We start from the raw sequence: 18,468 nt of genomic DNA on the forward strand, positions 1-18,468 counted from the left end.
TCAGCGCGGTGGCGTGGCTCAGTACCAGCCGTTGGCCTGCCAGAAGTTCCAGGCGGCGACCGGGCTGCCGTAACGGGAGTTCATGTAGTCCAGACCCCACTTGATCTGGGTCTTGGCGTTGCTCTTCCAGTCGGAACCGGCCGAGGCCATCTTGGAGCCGGGCAGGGCCTGGACGAGGCCGTAGGCGCCGGAGGAGGCGTTCTTGGCGCTGACGTTCCAGCCGCTCTCGTGCTTCACGATGTTGGAGAAGGCCTTGTACTGAGCCGCGTTCGGGATCATCTTGTGCGCGATCGCCTGGGCCTGGGCGGCGGAGGAGGTCGTGGCGGCGTGGGCGGGGGCGGCGGACAGCGCCATCCCCGCGGTGGCGGCGGCCACGGCGATGCCGGTGAGGGCCTTCTTCGGGGAAGCGATGCGACGGATGACGGAGACGGACACGGAGAACCTTTTTCTTCGGAGACGATGGCGGTCGCTTGCATGCCGGAGTCACGCGGTGCGTGGCCGCACCGTGTGGTTGCGGTAGGTGGCTGCATGCCGTGGTGCCTGAGTCCGTGGACTCGGCGGCACCCTGCGACGTCATCCAGAGAAACAGGATCGAGCGCCGTCCGCAAAGACCCCTTTTGCTAGTTGTGGTCGTATTCGGGGGTTCGGCGTTCCGTGTGAGCTGGCTCTCAATGCCCAGGTCAGAGGGTGTTATGGCATGGGCATGGCGTCCTATTTGTCCGACTAGGTCGGGTAGTAGGTGATGTGAGTCATGTGGGGTGGTTCACCGGTCAACGGCCTTCTGGGCCCTTCCGTGGGGCCTCGAATGTGACCGCGGTCTCGAAGGCCGCGCGCCGGGTGGCTCTGCGTAGCGCCCTGAGCACCGCCGGGCCGAGGGTGAGGGTCAGCAGGACCGTGACCACCGCCCTGCCCAGGTCCCAGCCCAGTGAGGTCGCCACGCAGTACGCGGCGAAGCGGGCCAGGTTCTCGGGCACCGCGCCGTCCGGGTCGAAGGCGACCCCCGAGGCCAGCGCGCCCATGAAGGGCCACCCGGCCATGTTCATCGCCGTGCCGTACGCGAAGGCGGCCACGAAGCCGTAGGCCGCGAGCAGGGCCAGTTCGGCACGGCCACGGAGCCGGTCGCCGCCCGGCAGCAGGCCCGCGCCCATCGTGAACCAGCCCATCGCCAGCATCTGGAACGGCATCCACGGGCCCACCCCGCCCGTCAGCAGCGCGGACGCGAACATCGTGACCGAGCCGAGGACGAAGCCGAACCCCGGCCCGAGGACCCGACCGCTCAGCACCATCAGGAAGAACATCGGCTCGATGCCCGCCGTCCCCGCGCCGATCGGACGCAGGGCCGCGCCCGTCGCCGCCAGCACGCCCAGCATCGCCACCGCCTTCGCGCCGAGCCCCGACTCCGAGATCGTCGCCGCCACGACCGCGACCAGCAGCACCAGCAGGCCCGCGAACAGCCAGGGGGCGTCCTGGGAGTGCGCGTTCAGCGCGGAGGTGGGCGGGGCGAGGAAAGGCCAGCCGAACGCGATCACGCCCACCGCGCTGACCAGCGCCAACGCGGCGAGCGAACGGAGGCCCAGATGCACCGGACGCCGCCTGGGCATCGTCATCGCCGCTCCTCCCGCAGTGCCTCCGGCCGCTCCTCCCGCAGTGCCTCCGGCCGCTCCTCCCGCAGTGCCTCCGGCAGCTCCTCCCGCAGTGCCTCGCGCACCTGCGGGACCGTGAGCCACCCCTGCGGGGCCAGGATCTTCGTGACCTGCGGGGCGAAAGAGGGGGAGGAGACCACCACCTCCGCCGTCGGGCCGTCGGCGATCACCTCGCCCTCCGCGAGCAGCACCACCCGGTGGGCCAGTTCCGCGGCCAGCTCCACATCGTGGGTGGCCAGGACGATCGCGTGCCCGGCCGCCGCGAGTCCGCGCAGGACGGCGACCAGGCGCGCCTTCGCCGCGTAGTCCAGGCCCCGGGTCGGTTCGTCCAGGAGAAGGAGCGGCGGGCGGGCGGTGAGGACGACCGCCAGCGCGAGGGTGAGGCGCTGGCCCTCGGAGAGGTCGCGGGGGTGGGTGCCGTCCGTGATGCCGGGGAGGAGGTCCGAGACCAGGGCCCGGCAGGTGCCGGGGGCGGCCCCCGCGTCCCGGTCGGCGGCCGCGCACTCGGCGGCCACCGTGTCGGCGTACAGCAGGTCGCGCGGCTCCTGCGGGACCAGACCGGCGCGGCGGACCAGGTCCCGGGGCGGAGTGCGGTGCGGCACGAGACCGCCGACGTGGACCGTTCCCGCCGACGGCTCGACGAGGCCTACGAAGGTGTTGAGCAGCGTCGACTTCCCGGCGCCGTTGCGGCCCATGAGGGCGACGGTCTCGCCGGGCAGGACGGTGAGGTCCACCTCGCGCAGCGCCTGGACCCGGGCCCGGCGCACGGAGAGGGAACGGGCCTCGGCGGGGGCCGCGGAGGCGGACGGCGCGGGGGGAGGACGGCGGAAGCGGCGGCGGGCGGGAGGACCGGCCGGGGGCCCGGCGGGGAGCCCGGCAGGGGGCGCCGGGGGAGTGTCCACCCTCAGGGCAGCTTCCCGCCCTGCCAGACGTTCGCGCAGGTCACCGGCGCGTCGGCGGGCGTCCCGGACGGTCAGTGGCAGCGGGGACCAGCCCGCCAGCCGGCCCAGGCTCACGACCGGCGGGAAGACCGGGGACACGGCCATCATGTCCGCCGGGGTGCCGAGCAGCGGGGCCGCGCCCGGGGACGGCAGCAGGGCGACCTGGTCGGCGTACTGGAGGACGCGTTCCAGGCGGTGTTCCGCCAGCAGCACCGTCGTACCGAGGTCGTGGACCAGGCGGAGGAGGACGGCGAGCACCTCCTCGGCGGCCGCCGGGTCGAGCGCGGAGGTCGGCTCGTCCAGGACGAGCACGCGCGGGTGCGGGGTGAGGACGGAGCCGATCGCGACCCGCTGCTGCTGGCCGCCGGAGAGGGTGGCGATGGGGCGGTCACGGAGGGCGGCCAGACCGAGCAGGTCGAGAGTCTCCTCGACGCGGCGGCGCATCACCTCCGGCGAAAGGCCCAACGACTCCATGCCGTAGGCGAGTTCCTCCTCGACGGTGTCCGTCACGAAGTGCGAGAGGGGGTCCTGCCCCACCGTGCCCACGACGTCGGCGAGTTCGCGCGGCTTGTGGGTGCGGGTGTCGCGGCCGGCGACCGTGACGCGGCCGCGCAGGGTGCCCCCGGTGAAATGCGGGACCAGGCCGGACACCGTGCCGAGGAGCGTCGACTTGCCCACGCCCGACGGGCCCGCCAGCAGCACGAGTTCACCCTCGGGCACGGTGAAGTCGACGTTCTGGACGGTGGGTTCGGTGGCGCCGTCGTACGTCACGGAGACGTTCTCGAAGCGGATCACGACGGCTCCTTGGAGAGGAACGCGGGCAGCAGGCCGAGGAGTACGGCCGCCGCCGGCCAGAGCGGGAGGGCGGGGGCGGTCAGCGGGACCACACCGGGGTGCAGGGCAGCCGGATCGGCGGACGCGGCCACGGTGAGCAGGGCCGCGACCGCGACACCGGAGGCGGCGGTGAGACAGGCCCGCGGGGTCCAGCGGTCCGGGCGGTAGCGGGTGCGCGGGGAGCGGCGGCCGCCCAGCCGCAGTCCGGCGAGGGCCGCGACGACTCCGGCGAACAGCACCGGGAGGCCGTAGCTGCCGCCCGCCGCGGTGAGCAGGCCGTACGTTCCCGCGCAGACGCCGAGCAGACCGCCGAGCGTGAGGACGGCGGTCGTCCGGCGGACGGGGGCGGGGACGTCGGCGGTACGGCCGTAGCCGCGGGCGTCCATCGCGGCGGCGAGGGCGACGGAGCGTTCCAGGGCGCCCTCCAGGACCGGCAGGCCCACCTGGAGCAGGCCGCGCAGACCCGTGTCCGGGCGGCCCCGCAGACGGCGGGCGGCGCGCAGGCGGTGGACGTCCGCGATGAGGTTCGGGGCGAAGGTGAGGGCCACGACCACCGCCACCCCCGTCTCGTACAGGGCGCCGGGGAGCGTCTTGAGGAGGCGGGAGGGGCTGGCCAGGGCGTTGGCGGCACCCACGCAGACGAGCAGGGTCGCCAGTTTCAGGCCGTCGTAGAACGCGAAGAGCAGGCCCTCGGCCGTGACCGCGCCGCCGAGCCGGATGCCCTGCGCCCAGTGGGGGAGCGGGACTTCGGGAAGCGTGACGAGCACCTGAGTCCCGGGGATCGGGGATCCCAGGGCGACGACGAACACCAGACGGATGACGAGGACGGCGAGGGCGAGCTTGAGGAACGCGGAGTAGGAGCGGGACCAGGGGGTGTCGGGGCGGCACGTGGTGACGACGTAGGCGGAGACGGTGAGGAGGAGACCGAGGAGGAGCGGGTTGGTGGTGCGGGTGGCGGCGGTGCCGAGACCGAGGGCCCACAGCCACCAGGCGGCCGGGTGGAGCGGGGTGCGTGGTGTGCGGGGGCGGCCATCAGCGATCCGGCCATCAGTGATCGGGCCGTCAGCCATCCCTGCGGGATCCTCGCCGCCGGGCCTGCCAGAGCGCCGCCGCGCCCAGCACCGCCACCGCCGCCACGCCCGCGTACAGGCCCACGGACGGTCCGCCGTCCTTCTCCGGCTTCCCGGCGGACGTCGGCTCCTCGGCGCCCGACGCCTGCTCGGACGCCTGGCCCGACGCCTGCCCGGACACCTGCTCGCCGCAGCCCGTCTCCGGATACCCCGCGATCGCGCACAGCAGGGCGTTCGTGTCGTAGCGCAGCGGTTTGGCGACCGAGGCGAGCGCCTCGGCCGTCGTCGCGTCGGGCGAGACCCGGGCGCAGGCCGTGCGCGGTGACGGCGGGGTCTCGCCGCTCGGCGCGTCGGCCGTCGTGCCGAAGTCGATGACCAGGGCCACCCGCTTCGTGCCGTCCCTTGCGGGCGTCTTCGCGCAGATCGTCGCGAAGGACGCCGCGCCGCGCGGCTGCGACGCGTCCTGGGAGTCCGCGCTCACCGCGAACCGGAAGCCCTGGACGTCGCCGTCGGCGGGGCGGGCGGTGGACGGGCCCTGGGTGGCGTACGTCCAGCCGTCGCCGGAGCGGTCCCAGAACGACCAGTAGCGGTAGCCGGCGGCCTGGGCCGACTGGACCGTGCCGGTCAGCGACAGCAGCAGCGCGGCGAGGACGAGGGCGGCGCACCGGCGCTTCACGGCTGCCGCTTCCTGCCACGGACGCTGATCAGGAAGCCGATGCCGATACCGGCGACGAGGAAGACGCCGACGATCCACCAGACGCCGTAACCGGAATCCGAGTCGTCCTTCTTGTCGGCGTCGGCGGCCTGATCGGTGGCCTTCGCCGTGGCCTGCGGGGTCGGACCCGTCGCGTCGAGCTGCGCGACGAGGTCGGAGCCGCCGAAGTGGCGGGGGTCGGCGCCCATGGCGTGGGCCGCGAAGATCAGCTGGGCGTAGGCGGCGGGGCCGCTCTGCTTCGCCCAGCCTGCGGAGTTCTGCTCGAGCCAGGAGAGGGCCGTCTTCGCCTGCTCGGTCGCACCCTGCGCGGCGAGGGCGACGACGGCGTCGGCGGTGTTGCCGTAGTCGGGCTGGTCCTCGGCGCCGGGGAGCGCGGACTTCAGGTAGCCGGTGTCGTGGACCGACTGGGCGAGGTATGCGGAGCCGTTGCGGGCGAGTCCGCTCGGGGTGCCCGCAGTGGCGGGGTCGCAGGTGGGGGGCGCCGACGTCTTGCCGGCCGTCGTCACGAACCCCTTGCCGAGGACCCCGAGCACGCCCGCCGCCGTCGCGTCCGCGTTGGCCGCGAGGGCGCCCTTCTTGTCCGGCTGGTACGCGAACGCGCCGCCGTCGGGGTCGATGTCGCACTTGATGGAGAGCTTGAGGAGAGCGTCGTACGACGACTTGCCGCCCTTTCGCACCTCCGAAGTCTTCTCCCCGGCCGCCGCCATCGCGCCCGTCACCACGGAGGTCGAATTCGCGTCGCTCGCGCCGCCGGGGGTGTAGCCCCAGCCGCCGTCGGCGTTCTGGACCGACTTCAGCCAGCCGACGGCCTTCTCGGTCGCTGCCTGGTGGCCGCCCAGCGCGGCCAGTGCCTGGACGGCCGCCGCGGTGCTGTTGGTGTCCACCATCAGCTTGGCGTCGCACGCCTTGGCGGTGTCCGCGCGGAACGCGGCGAAGGCGCCGGACGCGCACTGCTGTCCGGCCAGCCAGGCCACGGCCCGGTCGGCGGGGGTGACGCCCGTGGTCCGCTGCGCGAGCAGGGCCAGCGACTGGCGCCAGACGCCGTCGTACGTCGGGTCGGTGGTGCCGTACAGACCGTCGGGTATCGCCACCGACGGGGTGGGGGACGGGGTGGCGGCGGCGGGGACCGCGGCACCCAGCACGACGGTGGCGGCGGCCAGTGCGGCGGCGCTGCGGCGGATGTTCATGATCGGCGGGTGCCTCTCCCGGTCGGTGAGGTCACGCAGCCGGGCAGCACGGGACATCCCGGCGGCTCGGCTCCGTATACCTCGACGGTGCCGTGCGACGACGGGCCTGCCGACGCACGTGAGCCGGTCACGGTCCCGTACCGGGCGATCCGGCTCTCACGGTTGCGGGTCAGCGCCGGAATTGCACCGGCTTCCCCCTGTACGGGCGTGATGACGACGCGGCCACTCTACCGGCAGGTAGCCGGGCGTCCGAGGGGCGGCTGTGAAAGCGCCCCGGAGGGGGCGGAAGCCGCCGATATGTTGTGACCATGACGCATACGGGGAGGGTGTCGGGCGGGCTGCCGGCCGGGGTGCCGGGCGGGCCGCCGGGCCGGTTGCTCGGCTCGGGCCGAACGGCCGACGTGTACGAGATCGACGAGGCGTGGGTGCTGCGCCGTGACCGGGAGGGCTGGGAGGACTCGGCCACCCTCGCGGCGGTGATGACACACGTGCGCCGGCACGGCTACCCCGCACCCGCCGTACGGTCCTCCGGCTCACGCGCCGACCTGGTCATGGAGCGGCTGAACGGGCCGACGATGCTCCACGCGTTCGGGGCGGGCACGCTGGACGCCGAGGAGGCGGGGGCCGTCCTCGCCCGGCTGCTGCGCGAGCTGCACGCCCTGCCCGGACGGGTCTCGGCCGACGCCCGCATCCTGCACCTGGACCTCCACCCGGACAACGTGATCCTCACGCCCGACGGCCCCCGGGTCATCGACTGGGCCAACGCGGAGGAGGGCGACCCCGGGCTCGACTGGGGCATGTCCGCGGTGATCCTCGCCCAGGTGGCCGTCTCTCCCCAGCCCATCGCCGACCCGGCCCGGGCGATGCTGACCGCGCTGCTGGCCGACCCCTCCGACCTCACCGAGGAGGGCCTTGCCGAGGCCTTGCGGAGGCGCGCGGCCAACCCGACGATGAGCCGCGAGGAGACCGAACTCCTACTACCGGCAGCCGAGTTGATCAGGTCGACGGCGGGCCGCTGATTAGGCAGCCCGCCAGACCGTCATGTCCGCGGTCACGAAGGCGATGTCCGGCAGTGCGGTCGACTTCACCTGGATCACGAGCAGGGCGATGTCTCCGGAGGGGTGCTTGACGCAGATCTCGCTGCCGGCCGCCGCCGCGGCGAGGGGAAGCCGGTGACTCTTGGCGCCGGTGAGGACGATGCGGCACGAGTCGAGAGAGCCGCCGGGATCGCCGTACAGCATGTTGAACACGCTGGTGTCACTCTCCAGCGCGCAGCCGGTCTGCTCGCAGGTGAAGCGGATGTCCCCCTTGCTGTCCTCGCGCCGGACCGGCTCCTTGACGTCCAGTGAGGTCTTCGCGTCCAGCCACTGGAGGGGATACGCGGTGGCCTGCGGCGTCTTGGGCACGGTCGAGGCGGAGCCCGCCCCCTGCGATGTCCGGTCACCGGCCGCCGAGTCCGGCGCGGCTGTCGACGAGGACGCCGACGACCTCGCGGACCTGGACGGGCCGGGCGTCGAGGAGGCCCCGGTCGTGTCGTCCCGGTGGCGGAGCCGGTCCGCAGCCTCCACGACCGTCCACGTCAGACCGGTCAGCACCAGCGCGCCCGCGGTGACGGCGGCGGCCGTGACCAGCGCGGTGCGCCGACGCCGGGCCGGCCGCCCGTCCGGCCGCGTGAGCTGCGACCGTACCGGCGCGATCAAGGGCATCGCGTGCGGGGCCATGGCGTGCGGAGCCATCGCGTTCGAGGGCATCGCGTCGGTGGGCACAGCGTGTCGGGATGTCTCGTGCTGCGGCGTCTTGTGCGAGGGCCGCGGGATCAAGGGCAGCGTGTGCACCGGGGTGGGATCGGGGACCGGAGACGGAACCGACACCTCCGGCCCGGTGATCTCCCGCCAGACCGCCGGCCCGGCGCCGCTGTCCGCCTCTCCGCCCAGACGTTGCCTGCACCATTCGACGATCTCCGCCGGAGTGACCCGCTCCGCCGGATCGGCGGCCAGGCAGCGGGCGATCAGCGGACGGAGCGGTTCGGGCAGCAGGGACAGGTCGGGTTCCGAGTGCACGATCCGGTACAGCACGCTGACCGAGGGACCGTCCCCGTACAGCGGCTCGCCCAGGGCCGCGAACGCCGCCGTCTGGCCGAGCGCGAACACATCGGTCGCCGCGGTGACCTCGCCCGCGGTCGCCTGCTCGGGAGCCATGTACTGCGGTGTGCCGACGGCGAGGCCGGTGGCGGTGTTCGAGGTGACGTCGGAGGCCAGCGAGATGCCGAAGTCGATCACGCGCGGTCCGTCGGCGGCCAGCAGCACGTTCGACGGCTTCAGGTCCCGGTGCACGATTCCCGCACCGTGGATGGCCTGCAGCGCCTCCGCCACCCCCGCCATCAGCCACAGCACCGCGGGCACCGGCAACGGCCCGCGCCGGGCGACGGCCTCGGCCAGCGAGGGCCCGGGTACGTACAGCGTGGCCAGCCAGGGAGGTACGCCGTCGGCGTCGGCGTCGATCAGTTCGGCGGTGTACGCGCCGCGGACCCGCCGAGCGGCTTTGATCTCCCGGCGGAACCGCCGCCGGAAGGCCGGGTCGTCGGCCAGTTCGGGGCGTACCACCTTGATGGCCAGTGGCCGGCCACCCTGTGTGTGCGACAGGTAGACCCGTCCCATGCCGCCCGCCCCGAGCCGGGCGGCGAGACGGTAACCGGCCACCACGGGCGGATCGTCCGCCTGGAGTGGCTGGAACACCTCGGTCGCATGATTCATCGGCCCTCATCCCCCTCATGACCCCGGCCCCCCGGCCACGGCTCCTGATCCCCATGATCCGACGACCCGGCGACCTGACGATCCGGTGATCCGATCAAGTCAGCAGCCTACGTGGGGTGTCGGTCCGCCGAAGGGGAGGAACAGCACCCGGGTCTCCAGCAGCCACACCCCGTCGACCTGGCGGAACGCGTCCTGGTAGTGCCCGACCTGGACGGGCGGTCCGGCGGGGACGACGCCGCCCTCGTAGCCGTCGACCCGGTACGTCGAGAAATACGAGGTGGCCAGGGCGGTGGCCGGTGCGGTCGGGGTGACCAGGATGTTCGACATGAGGCGGCGCGAGAGCCGGTCGGCGGGACGCGAACCGAAGTGCTCCCGCAGCGCCGTCCGCCCCGTGACCAGCCGACCGCCCGCCGGCCACTCCCAGGTTCCGTCCTCGGTGAACAGCTCGGCCACCGAGGAGGGTTCGCCGAGATCCAGCCGGTGGACGAAGTCGACGACGAGGCGCTCGCAGGCGCGTTCGGCGAGCAGCCGCTGCAGCGGGTCCATGAGGGCGTTGGTATCAAGGAGCCCTCGTCGGCCGCGAGCGATTTACCCGGCCACGTACGTCACCGGGTCGCTCCCGGTCACCGCCTCAGCGCGTCCCTGCTTCACCAGTCGCCGTAGATGGGCCTCCGCCTCCGAGACCGCGATGTTCCGTGAACCGTAGGGAATTTGCGGCCAGGGGCGGTTCCACTCCATGCGTTCCGCGAGCTGCCAGGGGGTGAGCGGGGTGGCGAGGAGGGCGAGCAGTCCGGTGAGACGGTCCTCGTGGTGGGTGAGCAACTCCCTTACCCGGAACGGCGCGTCGGTGAAGGCGTACTGGTGGGCCGGGAGGATCTCCGCGGGGGCGAGCCGGCCGACGCGTTCGAGGGAGTCGAGGTAGTCGCCCAGGGGATCGGTGACGGTGGCATCGTCGGGATCCTCGTACAGGCCGATGTGCGGGGTGATCTCCGGCAGCAGGTGATCGCCGGAGAACAGGCGCCCGTGGCCCGGGAGTCGAGCGGGATGGTCCTCCTCCAGGTGGAGGCAGACATGGCCGGGGGTGTGGCCCGGCGTCCAGATCGCGCGCAGCCGGCGGCCGGGCAGGTCGAGGAACTCACCCGGGACGATCTCGCGGTCGGGGAGGGCGGGCGCCAGGCCGGGGAAGGGGCGACGACGGGCGGGAGGCGTGCGGAGCGGGGCGATGTGCTCCTCCGGGGCACCGGCGGCGGTGAGCTTGGCCGCCATGTACGTGTACCAGCGCTCGGGACGCGTCTCGCGGGTCCGCCGCACGATGGAGGTGTCCGCCGCGTGCATCGCCACCCACGCCCCGGAGGCCTCCCGCACCTGGCCGGACAGGCCGTGGTGGTCGGGATGGTGGTGGGTGATCACGACTCCGCACAGCTCCGAGACGGACGTGCCGCACGCGGTCAGTCCGGCGGTCAGCGCCGCCCAGGACGCCGGGTCGTCCCAGCCCGTGTCGATCAGGACCGGCCCACGGTCGGTGTCGACGACGTACACCAGGGTGTGCCCCAGCGGGTTGTCCGGGATGGGCACCCGGAGCGAGCGGACACCGCCGCCGTGGTCGTACGTGGTGGGTTCGCCCTGACTGCTCTTCATCTGCCCTCCGTCACACGGCCATTGCCCACTATAACTAGAACTGGTATCAGTTTCTGAAACACCGTCAGAAACGCAGACGAAGGCAGTGGTCATGGCCGAGCTCGTGGAACACGGACAGCTGTTCATCGGCGGGGAACTGATCGACCCCCTGGGCAAGGACGTCATCGAGGTCGTCTCGCCGCACACCGAGGAGGTCATCGGGCGGGTGCCGCACGCGTCGGCCGGCGACGTGGACCGGGCGGTCACCGCGGCGCGGCGGGCCTTCGACGAGGGGCCCTGGCCCCGGTTGTCGCTCGACGAGCGGATCGCCGTCGTCACCCGCATCAAGGACGGCATCGCGCTGCGGCACGAGGAGATCGCCCGGGTGATCTCCTCCGAGAACGGCTCCCCGTACTCCTGGAGCGTCCTCGCGCAGGCCCTCGGCGCGATGATGGTGTGGGACGCGGCGATCACCGTCGCGCGCGGCTTCACGTACGAGGAGCGGCGCGACGGCGTGCTCGGGAAGATCCTCGTGCGGCGCGAGCCCGTGGGGGTGGTCGCGGCCGTCGTCCCCTGGAACGTCCCGCAGTTCGTCGCGGCCGCCAAGCTCGCGCCCGCGCTGCTCACCGGCTGCACGGTGGTGCTGAAGCCGTCGCCGGAGTCGCCGCTGGACGCGTATGTGCTGGCCGAGATCGCGCGGGAGGCGGGGCTGCCGGAGGGCGTGCTGTCGATCCTGCCGGCGGACCGTGAGGTGAGCGAGTACCTGGTCGGGCATCCGGGCGTCGACAAGGTGTCGTTCACCGGCTCGGTCGCGGCCGGCAAGCGGGTCATGGAGGTGGCGTCCAGGAACCTGACCCGCGTGACCCTGGAGCTCGGCGGCAAGTCGGCGGCGGTCGTCCTGCCGGACGCGGACATCGCCACGTCCGTCCCCGGGATCGTCTCCGCCGCCTGGATGAACAACGGGCAGGCCTGCGTGGCCCAGACCCGCATCCTCCTGCCGCGCTCGCGCTACGACGAGTTCGCGGACGCCTTCACCGCCGCGGCGGCCGCACTGATCGTCGGCGACCCGCTGGACCCGGCGACCCAGGTCGGCCCGCTGGTGGCGCGGCGGCAGCAGCGCCGGAACCTCGACTACATCCGGATCGGGCAGGAGGAGGGCGCGAAGATCCTCACGGGCGGGGGACGTCCGCCGGGTCTGGAGCGCGGCTGGTATGTGGAACCGACGCTGTTCGGTGACGTCGACAACTCCATGCGGATCGCCCGCGAGGAGATCTTCGGGCCGGTGATCTGCCTGCTGCCCTACGGCGACGAGTCCGAGGCGCTGAAGATCGCGAACGACTCCGACTACGGGCTCAGCGGCAGCGTGTGGACGGCCGACGTCGAGCACGGCATCGAGGTCGCCCGGCAGGTCCGTACCGGGACGTACTCGGTGAACACCTTCAGCCTCGACATGCTCGGGCCGTTCGGCGGCTACAAGAACTCCGGGCTGGGGCGGGAGTTCGGGCCCGAGGGCTTCGGCGAGTACCTCGAGCACAAGATGATCCACCTGCCGGCGGGATGGGAGGGCTGACGGGCCATGGGCGATCGTTGGCACGTCGAGGTGGACCGGTCCCTGTGCATCGGATCCGCCCAGTGCATCCACCACGCGCCCGACGGCTTCCGGCTCGACACCGCGCGCCAGTCCCACCCGGCCGACCCGGACATGGACGCCAACGAGCGGGTGCTGGCGGCGGCGGAGAGCTGCCCGGTGGAGGCGATCATGCTCACGTTGGTGGGCAGCGGGGAGGCGGTGTTCCCGCCGGAGGAGTGAAGAAATTTCCCGATAGGGTATTGCGTCACGTTTGCGACGTTCTATCCTGGTAGTGGCCTACGAGGCGAATGAGGGGGTCCGACCGGAGTAGCCGACTTCTGCGTGACGCGAAGGCATCCGCCGAGGCCGACGTCGACGGACGGACCGAGGGACCTGAAGGTCGCGGGACAGGACCTGAAGGAAACCCTCTCGTCTCGTAGGTCCTCTTCGCGTGTCCTCCTCGTGTGTCCTACCCGTGTGTCCCGCTCGTGTGCTGTCCGGGGTCCGTCACGTCGATGAGCCGGCACACCGTCTCGATGTCGATCCGCACCTGGGCGATGGACGCGCGCCCCGACAGCCAGGTGATGAGCGCCGAGTGCCAGGTGTGCTCGATGACGCGGACCGCCGAGAGCTGCTCCGGGGTGGGGTCGGTGAGGCCCATCGAGTCGAGGATGATCGCCGTCGTCTGCCGGGAGACCTGGTCGACCTCCGGTGAGACGCTGCGGTCGGCGAAGGTGAGCGCGCGGACCATCGCGTCCGCCAGGTGCGGCTCGCGCTGGAGGGCGCGGAAGGCGCGCATCAGCGTCTCCGCGACGCGGTCCGCCGCCCGCTCGCCCGTCGGGGGCTTCTTCCGCAGCGTGCCGTGCATGTGATCCAGCTGGTCCTGCATCGTGGCGACCAGCAGGTGCACCTTGGAGGGGAAGTAGCGGTAGAGCGTGCCCAGGGCGACCTGTGAGGACTCCGCGACCTCCCGCATCTGCACCGCGTCGAACCCGCCCCTGCTGGCCAACTGCGCGCTCGCGTGCAGGATGCGGCGCCGACGCTCCTCCTGCCGCTGGGTGAGCGGGGAGTGGGCAGGGTGCTGAGTGCTGGCTTCCGCAGACATGGGTCCCGTTCCGTGACAGTCGGTGAGGCTCAGTGGGCGCACGGCTCGACGGGGCGGTCGGCCGTGGCGTGAATCACCTGATCCACTGCTCACAGCTCTCCTACCTGCCGGTAGATTCAGAGCCTCCCGAACGATCAAGTCTGAAACTTGTTCTAGATTAGCGTCCCGTCGTAGTCTCGCGGGACAATGCAGGCAGAAGGGGGCCCGGAGTGACCGCTGAGGCCAGTCAGGCAGGGCCCCGGCACGACCTCGCCGCCGACGGCGGGAGATCGCTCGACATCGCTCTCCTCACCTATAAGGGGAACCCGTTCTGCGGGGGTCAGGGTGTCTACGTACGGCATCTCTCGCGTGAGCTCGCCCGTCTCGGTCACCGCGTCGAGGTGATCGGCTCCCAGCCCTATCCGGTGCTGGACCCGGGCCACGACGACCGTCTCACCCTCACCGAGCTGCCCAGCCTCGACCTCTACCGTCAGCCGGATCCTTTCCGCACCCCGAAGCGCGGCGAGTACCGCGACTGGGTCGACGCCCTGGAGGTCGCCACGATGTGGACCGGCGGCTTCCCCGAGCCGCTGACCTTCTCGCTCCGGGCCCGCCGCCATCTCCGCGCGCGCAGCGGTCAGTTCGACATCGTGCACGACAACCAGACCCTGGGATACGGGCTGCTGGGGGACATCGGCGCACCCCTCGTCACCACCATCCACCACCCCATCACCGTCGACCGGCAGTTGGAGCTGGACGCGGCCGAGGGACGGCGGCGCCGGTACTCCGTGCGCCGCTGGTACGCGTTCACCCGGATGCAGAAGCGGGTCGCGCGCCGGCTGCCGTCCGTGCTCACCGTCTCCGGCACCTCCCGCCAGGAGATCGTCGACCACCTCGGCGTCCGTGACGACCGCGTCCACGTCATCCACATCGGTGCCGACACCGACCTGTTCTCGCCGAACCCCGCCGTGCCCGTCGTACCGGGCCGGATCGTGACGACGTCCAGCGCGGACGTCCCGCTCAAGGGCCTGGTCTTCCTCGTCGAGGCGCTGGCCAAGGTGCGCACCGAGCACCCGCACGCCCATCTCGTCGTCGTCGGCAAGCGCCCGCAGGAGGGGCCGGTCGCCCAGGCGATCGAGCGGTACGGCCTCGAAGGCGCCGTCGAGTTCGTCAAGGGCATCTCCGACGCCGAACTGGTCGACCTGGTCCGCTCGGCGGAGGTCGCCTGCGTGCCGTCGCTGTACGAGGGCTTCTCCCTGCCGGCCGCCGAGGCCATGGCCACGGGCACCCCGCTGCTCGCCACGACCGGCGGAGCGATCCCCGAGGTCGCCGGGCGCGACGGCGAGACCTGCCTGGCCGTGCCGCCGGGCGACTCCGGCGCGCTGGCCACGGGTCTCGGACGACTGCTGGGCGACCCGGAGTTGCGGGCCCGGCTCGGTGCGGCCGGACGGCAACGGGTGCTCGAACGGTTCACCTGGGCGCGCGCCGCCGAGGGGACCGTGGCCCGGTACCGCGAGGCGATAGCCGACCGCGGTCGCTCACGGGTCGCCCAGGCTTCCGCGGCGTCCGCCGCCCCCGAAGCCGTCGAGTCCGTCGGTGCCGGGGCCGGTGCCGACACCGACGCCGTATCCGAAGCATCCGATCGCGATCGCGAAAGCAGGGCCACGTGCTGACCGTCGACTTCTCCCGGTTCCCGCTCGCCCCGGGCGACCGAGTCCTGGACCTGGGCTGCGGTGCCGGCCGGCACGCCTTCGAGTGTTACCGGCGCGGCGCGCAGGTCGTGGCCCTCGACCAGAACGCCGAGGAGATCCGCGAGGTCGCCAAGTGGTTCGCGGCGATGAAGGAGGCCGGCGAGGCCCCCGAGGGTGCCACCGCGACGGCCATGGAGGGCGACGCGCTCGCCCTGCCCTTCCCCGACGAGTCCTTCGACGTCGTGATCATCTCCGAGGTCATGGAGCACATCCCGGACGACAAGGGCGTTCTCGCCGAGATGGTGCGGGTGCTCAAGCCGGGCGGCCGGATCGCCATCACCGTCCCGCGCTACGGCCCCGAGAAGGTCTGCTGGACCCTCTCCGACGCCTACCACGAGGTCGAGGGCGGCCACATCCGCATCTACCGGGCGGACGAGCTGCTCACGAAGATCCGCGAGGCGGGCCTGAAGCCGTACGGCACCCACCACGCCCACGCGCTGCACTCGCCGTACTGGTGGCTGAAGTGCGCCTTCGGTGTCGACAACGACAAGGCGCTGCCGGTACGGGCGTACCACAAGCTGCTGGTCTGGGACATCATGAAGAAGCCCCTCGCCACCCGGGTCGCCGAGCAGGCGCTGAACCCGCTCATCGGCAAGAGCTTCGTGGCGTACGCGACCAAGCCGCACCTGCCGCGACTCTCCGAGCAGGCGGAGAACGCCGAGCAGGCGGAGAAGACCGAGCAGGCTGAGAAGACCGGGGCGGACGCCAAGTGACGACACCCCGGACAGAGCACCTCGTCCTGCCCGGGGTCCTCACCGCCGAGCAGGCCGCCGAGACCGTCGCCGGCATCCTTGCCGTACAGCGTGAGGACGGCGCGATCCCGTGGTTCCGGGGCCACCACCTCGACCCGTGGGACCACACCGAGGCCGCGATGGCGCTGGACGCGGCGGGCGAACACGAGGCCGCCGAGCGGGCGTACACCTGGCTGGCCCGGCACCAGAACGACGACGGTTCCTGGTTCGCGGCGTACGCGGACGGCGCCTTCGACGACGTCACCGACCGAGGGCGCGAGACGAACTTCGTCGCCTACATAGCCGTGGGCGTCTGGCACCACTACCTGTCCACCGGCGACGACACCTTCCTGGACCGCATGTGGCCGGCCGTCTTCGCGGCCGTCGAGTACGTGCTGCGGCTCCAGCAGCCCGGCGGCCAGATCGGCTGGCGGCGCGACGACGACGGCACCCCGACCGCCGACGCGCTGCTCACCGGCTCCTCCTCCGTCCACCAGGCACTGCGCTGCGCGCTGGCCATCGCCGAGCAGCGGGAAGAGCCGCAGCCCGACTGGGAGTTGGCGGTGGGGGCACTGCGCCACGCCATCCGCCGGCACCCCGAGCGGTTCCTCGACAAGGACCGCTACTCGATGGACTGGTACTACCCGGTGCTGGGCGGGGCGTTGACCGGCACGGAGGCCAAGTCCCGGATCGAGGCCGAGTGGGAGCGGTTCGTGGTCCCGGGTCTCGGCGTGCGCTGTGTCGTCCCCAACCCGTGGGTGACGGGCGGCGAGTCGGCCGAACTCGCCCTCGCGCTGTGGGCGATGGGCGAGTCCGACCGGGCGCTGGAGATCCTTCAGTCGATCCAGCACCTGCGGGACGCGGAGTCGGGCCTGTACTGGACCGGGTTCGTGTTCGACGACGAGGCGATCTGGCCCCGGGAGCTGACCACCTGGACCGCGGGGTCGCTGCTGCTCGCCGTGGCGGCCCTCGGTGGTCACGAGGCCACCTGCGCCGTGTTCGGCGGGGAGCAGCTGCCGTCCGGGCTGTCCGGGCTCGAGGCGGACTGCTGCGCCTGACCTGTTCCCGGGACGGGTTTTGGGACCCGCCCCGGGAGTTGCCTTAGTGGCGGTGGACCCGGTTGGCGATCGCGTGACCGATGAACAGGTAGACGACCGCTGCCAGGCCGTAGCCGGCCACCACTCGTGCCCACGCCTCGTCGAACGTGAACAGGTCACGTGACCAGCCGGCCAGCCAGTTGGCCGCGTCATGCACGAACTGGACCAGGTCGTTGCCCCGGTTGGCGTCCAGCAGGTACATGAGGATCCACAGCCCGAGGATGACGGCCATGACGTCCGCGACCACCGCTATGACCGTTCCGGCGGAGTTGGAACCACTGCGATATCGAGACATGACTTCCGTCTGGCCCCGGAATCCCGTTTGAAACGTGGAGTGTTCGCTCTCCGTGCGCCCGTGGCTATGAGTTGAGCTCCGCCAGCACCCGGAGGGTCGTCCGGTCCGGGGCGACGACCAGCAGGTCCGTCACCGGCCCCTTGCGCCAGGACTCCAGCCGCTCGGCGACGCGTTCGCGCGGGCCGACCAGGGAGATCTCGTCGGCGAAGGCGTCCGGGACGGCCAGCACCGCCTCCTCGCGCCGCCCGGCCAGGAACAGCTCCTGGACGCGCCGGGCCTCCTCCTCGTATCCCATGCGGGCCATCAGGTCGGCATGGAAGTTGCGGGTGGCGTGGCCCATGCCGCCGATGTAGAAGCCGAGCATGGTCTTCACGGGCAGCAGGCCCTCGCCGACGTCGTCACAGATCCGTGCCTGGGCGAGGGGCGCGACCCGGAAACCGTCGGGCAGCTCCGCGACCGCCGGGCCGTACACGTCCGGCCGGTCGGGCGACCAGTACAGCGGCAGCCAGCCGTCGGCGATACGGATCGTCTGGGCGACGTTGCGCGGACCCTCCGCGCCCAGCAGCACCGGCAGGTCGGGGCGCAGGGGGTGGGTGATGGACCTGAGCGGTCTGCCGAGGCCGGTCGCGTCCGGGCCGCGGTAGGGATGGGAGTGGAAGCGGCCGTCCAGTTCCACCGGCGCCCGGCGGCGCAGCACCTGGCGCACCACGTCCACGTACTCCCGGGTCGCGGTCAGGGGGGACTTGGGGAACGGCCGGCCGTACCAGCCCTCGACGACCTGGGGGCCGGACAGGCCGAGCCCGAGCATCATCCGGCCGCCGGAGAGATGGTCCAGGGTCAGGGCGTGCATCGCGGTCGTGGTGGGGGAGCGGGCCGCCATCTGCGCGACCGCCGTGCCCAGTCCGATCGTCGATGTGCGGGCGGCGATCCAGGTGAGAGCCGTGAAGGCGTCCGAGCCCCAGGACTCCGCCGTCCACACGGAGTCGTAACCGAGCCGTTCCGCCTCGCGCGCCAGCTCCACGTGGTCGGGGGAGGGGCCGCGGCCCCAGTAGCCGAGCGCCAGACCGAGCCGCATGCCCGCCTCCTGACGGTATGTCAGACAAAGGGAGGCTGCGACTGTACGACAACGGCCCCCCGCCCGGAAGGGCGAGGGGCCGTGCGTGAAGCGGTGCGGGAGCCG

18 protein-coding genes and 1 riboswitch are annotated in these 18,468 nt (G+C 72.3%); of the genes, 6 read left to right on the top strand and 12 right to left on the bottom strand.

Annotation, left to right across the window (positions count from 1 at the left end):
• Window positions 1-18 precede the first annotated feature (18 nt).
• The 6 genes from OHU34_RS29555 to OHU34_RS29580 form a co-directional block, all read right to left on the bottom strand.
• The gene (locus OHU34_RS29555; protein ID WP_142264006.1) at window positions 19-435 is read right to left on the bottom strand and encodes a transglycosylase SLT domain-containing protein; all 417 of its coding nucleotides are present in this window, start codon (window positions 433-435) and stop codon (window positions 19-21) included.
• Window positions 436-770: 335 nt separating this feature from the next.
• Window positions 771-1,607, bottom strand: coding sequence for an ECF transporter S component (locus tag OHU34_RS29560; protein ID WP_405769101.1), 837 nt, complete (start codon window positions 1,605-1,607; stop codon window positions 771-773).
• Entirely contained in the window at window positions 1,604-3,379 is a 1,776-nt protein-coding gene (locus tag OHU34_RS29565; RefSeq protein ID WP_405769104.1) for an ABC transporter ATP-binding protein, read from the bottom strand. Before OHU34_RS29565 ends, OHU34_RS29560 begins: the two co-directional genes overlap by 4 nt.
• The gene (locus OHU34_RS29570) at window positions 3,376-4,488 is read right to left on the bottom strand and encodes an energy-coupling factor transporter transmembrane component T (protein WP_405769107.1); all 1,113 of its coding nucleotides are present in this window, start codon (window positions 4,486-4,488) and stop codon (window positions 3,376-3,378) included. Before OHU34_RS29570 ends, OHU34_RS29565 begins: the two co-directional genes overlap by 4 nt.
• Window positions 4,481-5,164 carry an SCO2322 family protein gene (locus tag OHU34_RS29575; protein WP_405769110.1) on the bottom strand — a complete coding sequence of 228 codons (684 nt, stop codon included), beginning with the start codon at window positions 5,162-5,164 and terminating at the stop codon, window positions 4,481-4,483. The genes OHU34_RS29570 and OHU34_RS29575 overlap by 8 nt, the downstream gene beginning before the upstream one ends.
• A complete protein-coding gene (locus tag OHU34_RS29580; protein WP_405772411.1) occupies window positions 5,161-6,390 on the bottom strand; it encodes a prenyltransferase/squalene oxidase repeat-containing protein in 1,230 nt (409 codons plus the stop codon). The genes OHU34_RS29575 and OHU34_RS29580 overlap by 4 nt, the downstream gene beginning before the upstream one ends.
• Before the next feature lie 102 nt (window positions 6,391-6,492).
• A riboswitch (cobalamin riboswitch) is annotated at window positions 6,493-6,589 on the bottom strand.
• Window positions 6,590-6,698: 109 nt separating this feature from the next.
• On the opposite strand from OHU34_RS29580, the gene OHU34_RS29585 reads away from it, so the two are divergent.
• Window positions 6,699-7,409: a phosphotransferase gene (locus tag OHU34_RS29585; protein WP_142264001.1), complete on the top strand. Its 711-nt coding sequence runs from the start codon at window positions 6,699-6,701 to the stop codon at window positions 7,407-7,409.
• Here OHU34_RS29585 and OHU34_RS29590 read toward each other — a convergent pair whose 3' ends face one another.
• From OHU34_RS29590 to OHU34_RS29600, 3 genes are all read right to left on the bottom strand, one after another.
• Window positions 7,410-9,143, bottom strand: coding sequence for a serine/threonine-protein kinase (locus OHU34_RS29590; RefSeq protein WP_405769113.1), 1,734 nt, complete (start codon window positions 9,141-9,143; stop codon window positions 7,410-7,412).
• A gap of 99 nt (window positions 9,144-9,242) precedes the next feature.
• The gene (locus tag OHU34_RS29595) at window positions 9,243-9,689 is read right to left on the bottom strand and encodes a nuclear transport factor 2 family protein (RefSeq protein ID WP_405769115.1); all 447 of its coding nucleotides are present in this window, start codon (window positions 9,687-9,689) and stop codon (window positions 9,243-9,245) included.
• Between the two features lie 42 nt (window positions 9,690-9,731).
• Window positions 9,732-10,781: an MBL fold metallo-hydrolase gene (locus OHU34_RS29600; RefSeq protein ID WP_142263998.1), complete on the bottom strand. Its 1,050-nt coding sequence runs from the start codon at window positions 10,779-10,781 to the stop codon at window positions 9,732-9,734.
• A gap of 91 nt (window positions 10,782-10,872) precedes the next feature.
• Here OHU34_RS29600 and OHU34_RS29605 point away from each other — a divergent pair, with 91 nt between their 5' ends.
• Window positions 10,873-12,330: an aldehyde dehydrogenase gene (locus OHU34_RS29605; RefSeq protein WP_405769117.1), complete on the top strand. Its 1,458-nt coding sequence runs from the start codon at window positions 10,873-10,875 to the stop codon at window positions 12,328-12,330.
• Window positions 12,331-12,336: 6 nt separating this feature from the next.
• Window positions 12,337-12,570 carry a ferredoxin gene (locus OHU34_RS29610; RefSeq protein WP_020126848.1) on the top strand — a complete coding sequence of 78 codons (234 nt, stop codon included), beginning with the start codon at window positions 12,337-12,339 and terminating at the stop codon, window positions 12,568-12,570.
• Window positions 12,571-12,799: 229 nt separating this feature from the next.
• On the opposite strand, the gene OHU34_RS29615 is transcribed toward OHU34_RS29610, so the two are convergent.
• Window positions 12,800-13,435, bottom strand: coding sequence for a TetR family transcriptional regulator (locus OHU34_RS29615; protein ID WP_142263996.1), 636 nt, complete (start codon window positions 13,433-13,435; stop codon window positions 12,800-12,802).
• A 209-nt stretch (window positions 13,436-13,644) separates the two neighbouring features.
• Here OHU34_RS29615 and OHU34_RS29620 point away from each other — a divergent pair, with 209 nt between their 5' ends.
• From OHU34_RS29620 to OHU34_RS29630, 3 genes are read left to right on the top strand one after another with little or no spacing between them, the layout of a single operon-like run.
• Window positions 13,645-15,087 carry a glycosyltransferase family 4 protein gene (locus OHU34_RS29620; protein WP_405769121.1) on the top strand — a complete coding sequence of 481 codons (1,443 nt, stop codon included), beginning with the start codon at window positions 13,645-13,647 and terminating at the stop codon, window positions 15,085-15,087.
• Window positions 15,081-15,878, top strand: a complete 798-nt coding sequence (locus OHU34_RS29625; protein WP_142263994.1) for a class I SAM-dependent methyltransferase — start codon at window positions 15,081-15,083, stop codon at window positions 15,876-15,878. The genes OHU34_RS29620 and OHU34_RS29625 overlap by 7 nt, the downstream gene beginning before the upstream one ends.
• A complete protein-coding gene (locus OHU34_RS29630; RefSeq protein WP_142263993.1) occupies window positions 15,875-16,954 on the top strand; it encodes a prenyltransferase in 1,080 nt (359 codons plus the stop codon). Before OHU34_RS29625 ends, OHU34_RS29630 begins: the two co-directional genes overlap by 4 nt.
• A 43-nt stretch (window positions 16,955-16,997) precedes the next feature.
• Here OHU34_RS29630 and OHU34_RS29635 read toward each other — a convergent pair whose 3' ends face one another.
• Both OHU34_RS29635 and OHU34_RS29640 read right to left on the bottom strand, forming a co-directional pair.
• Window positions 16,998-17,288 (bottom strand): hypothetical protein, encoded by a 291-nt coding sequence (locus OHU34_RS29635; RefSeq protein ID WP_054238057.1) that lies wholly within the window; start codon window positions 17,286-17,288, stop codon window positions 16,998-17,000.
• A 64-nt stretch (window positions 17,289-17,352) separates the two neighbouring features.
• Window positions 17,353-18,363 (bottom strand): LLM class F420-dependent oxidoreductase, encoded by a 1,011-nt coding sequence (locus tag OHU34_RS29640; protein WP_142263992.1) that lies wholly within the window; start codon window positions 18,361-18,363, stop codon window positions 17,353-17,355.
• Window positions 18,364-18,468: the final 105 nt, after the last annotated feature.

Origin of the sequence: Streptomyces sp. NBC_00080 (assembly GCF_045041255.1) — a bacterium.
Classification (GTDB): domain Bacteria; phylum Actinomycetota; class Actinomycetes; order Streptomycetales; family Streptomycetaceae; genus Streptomyces; species Streptomyces coriariae.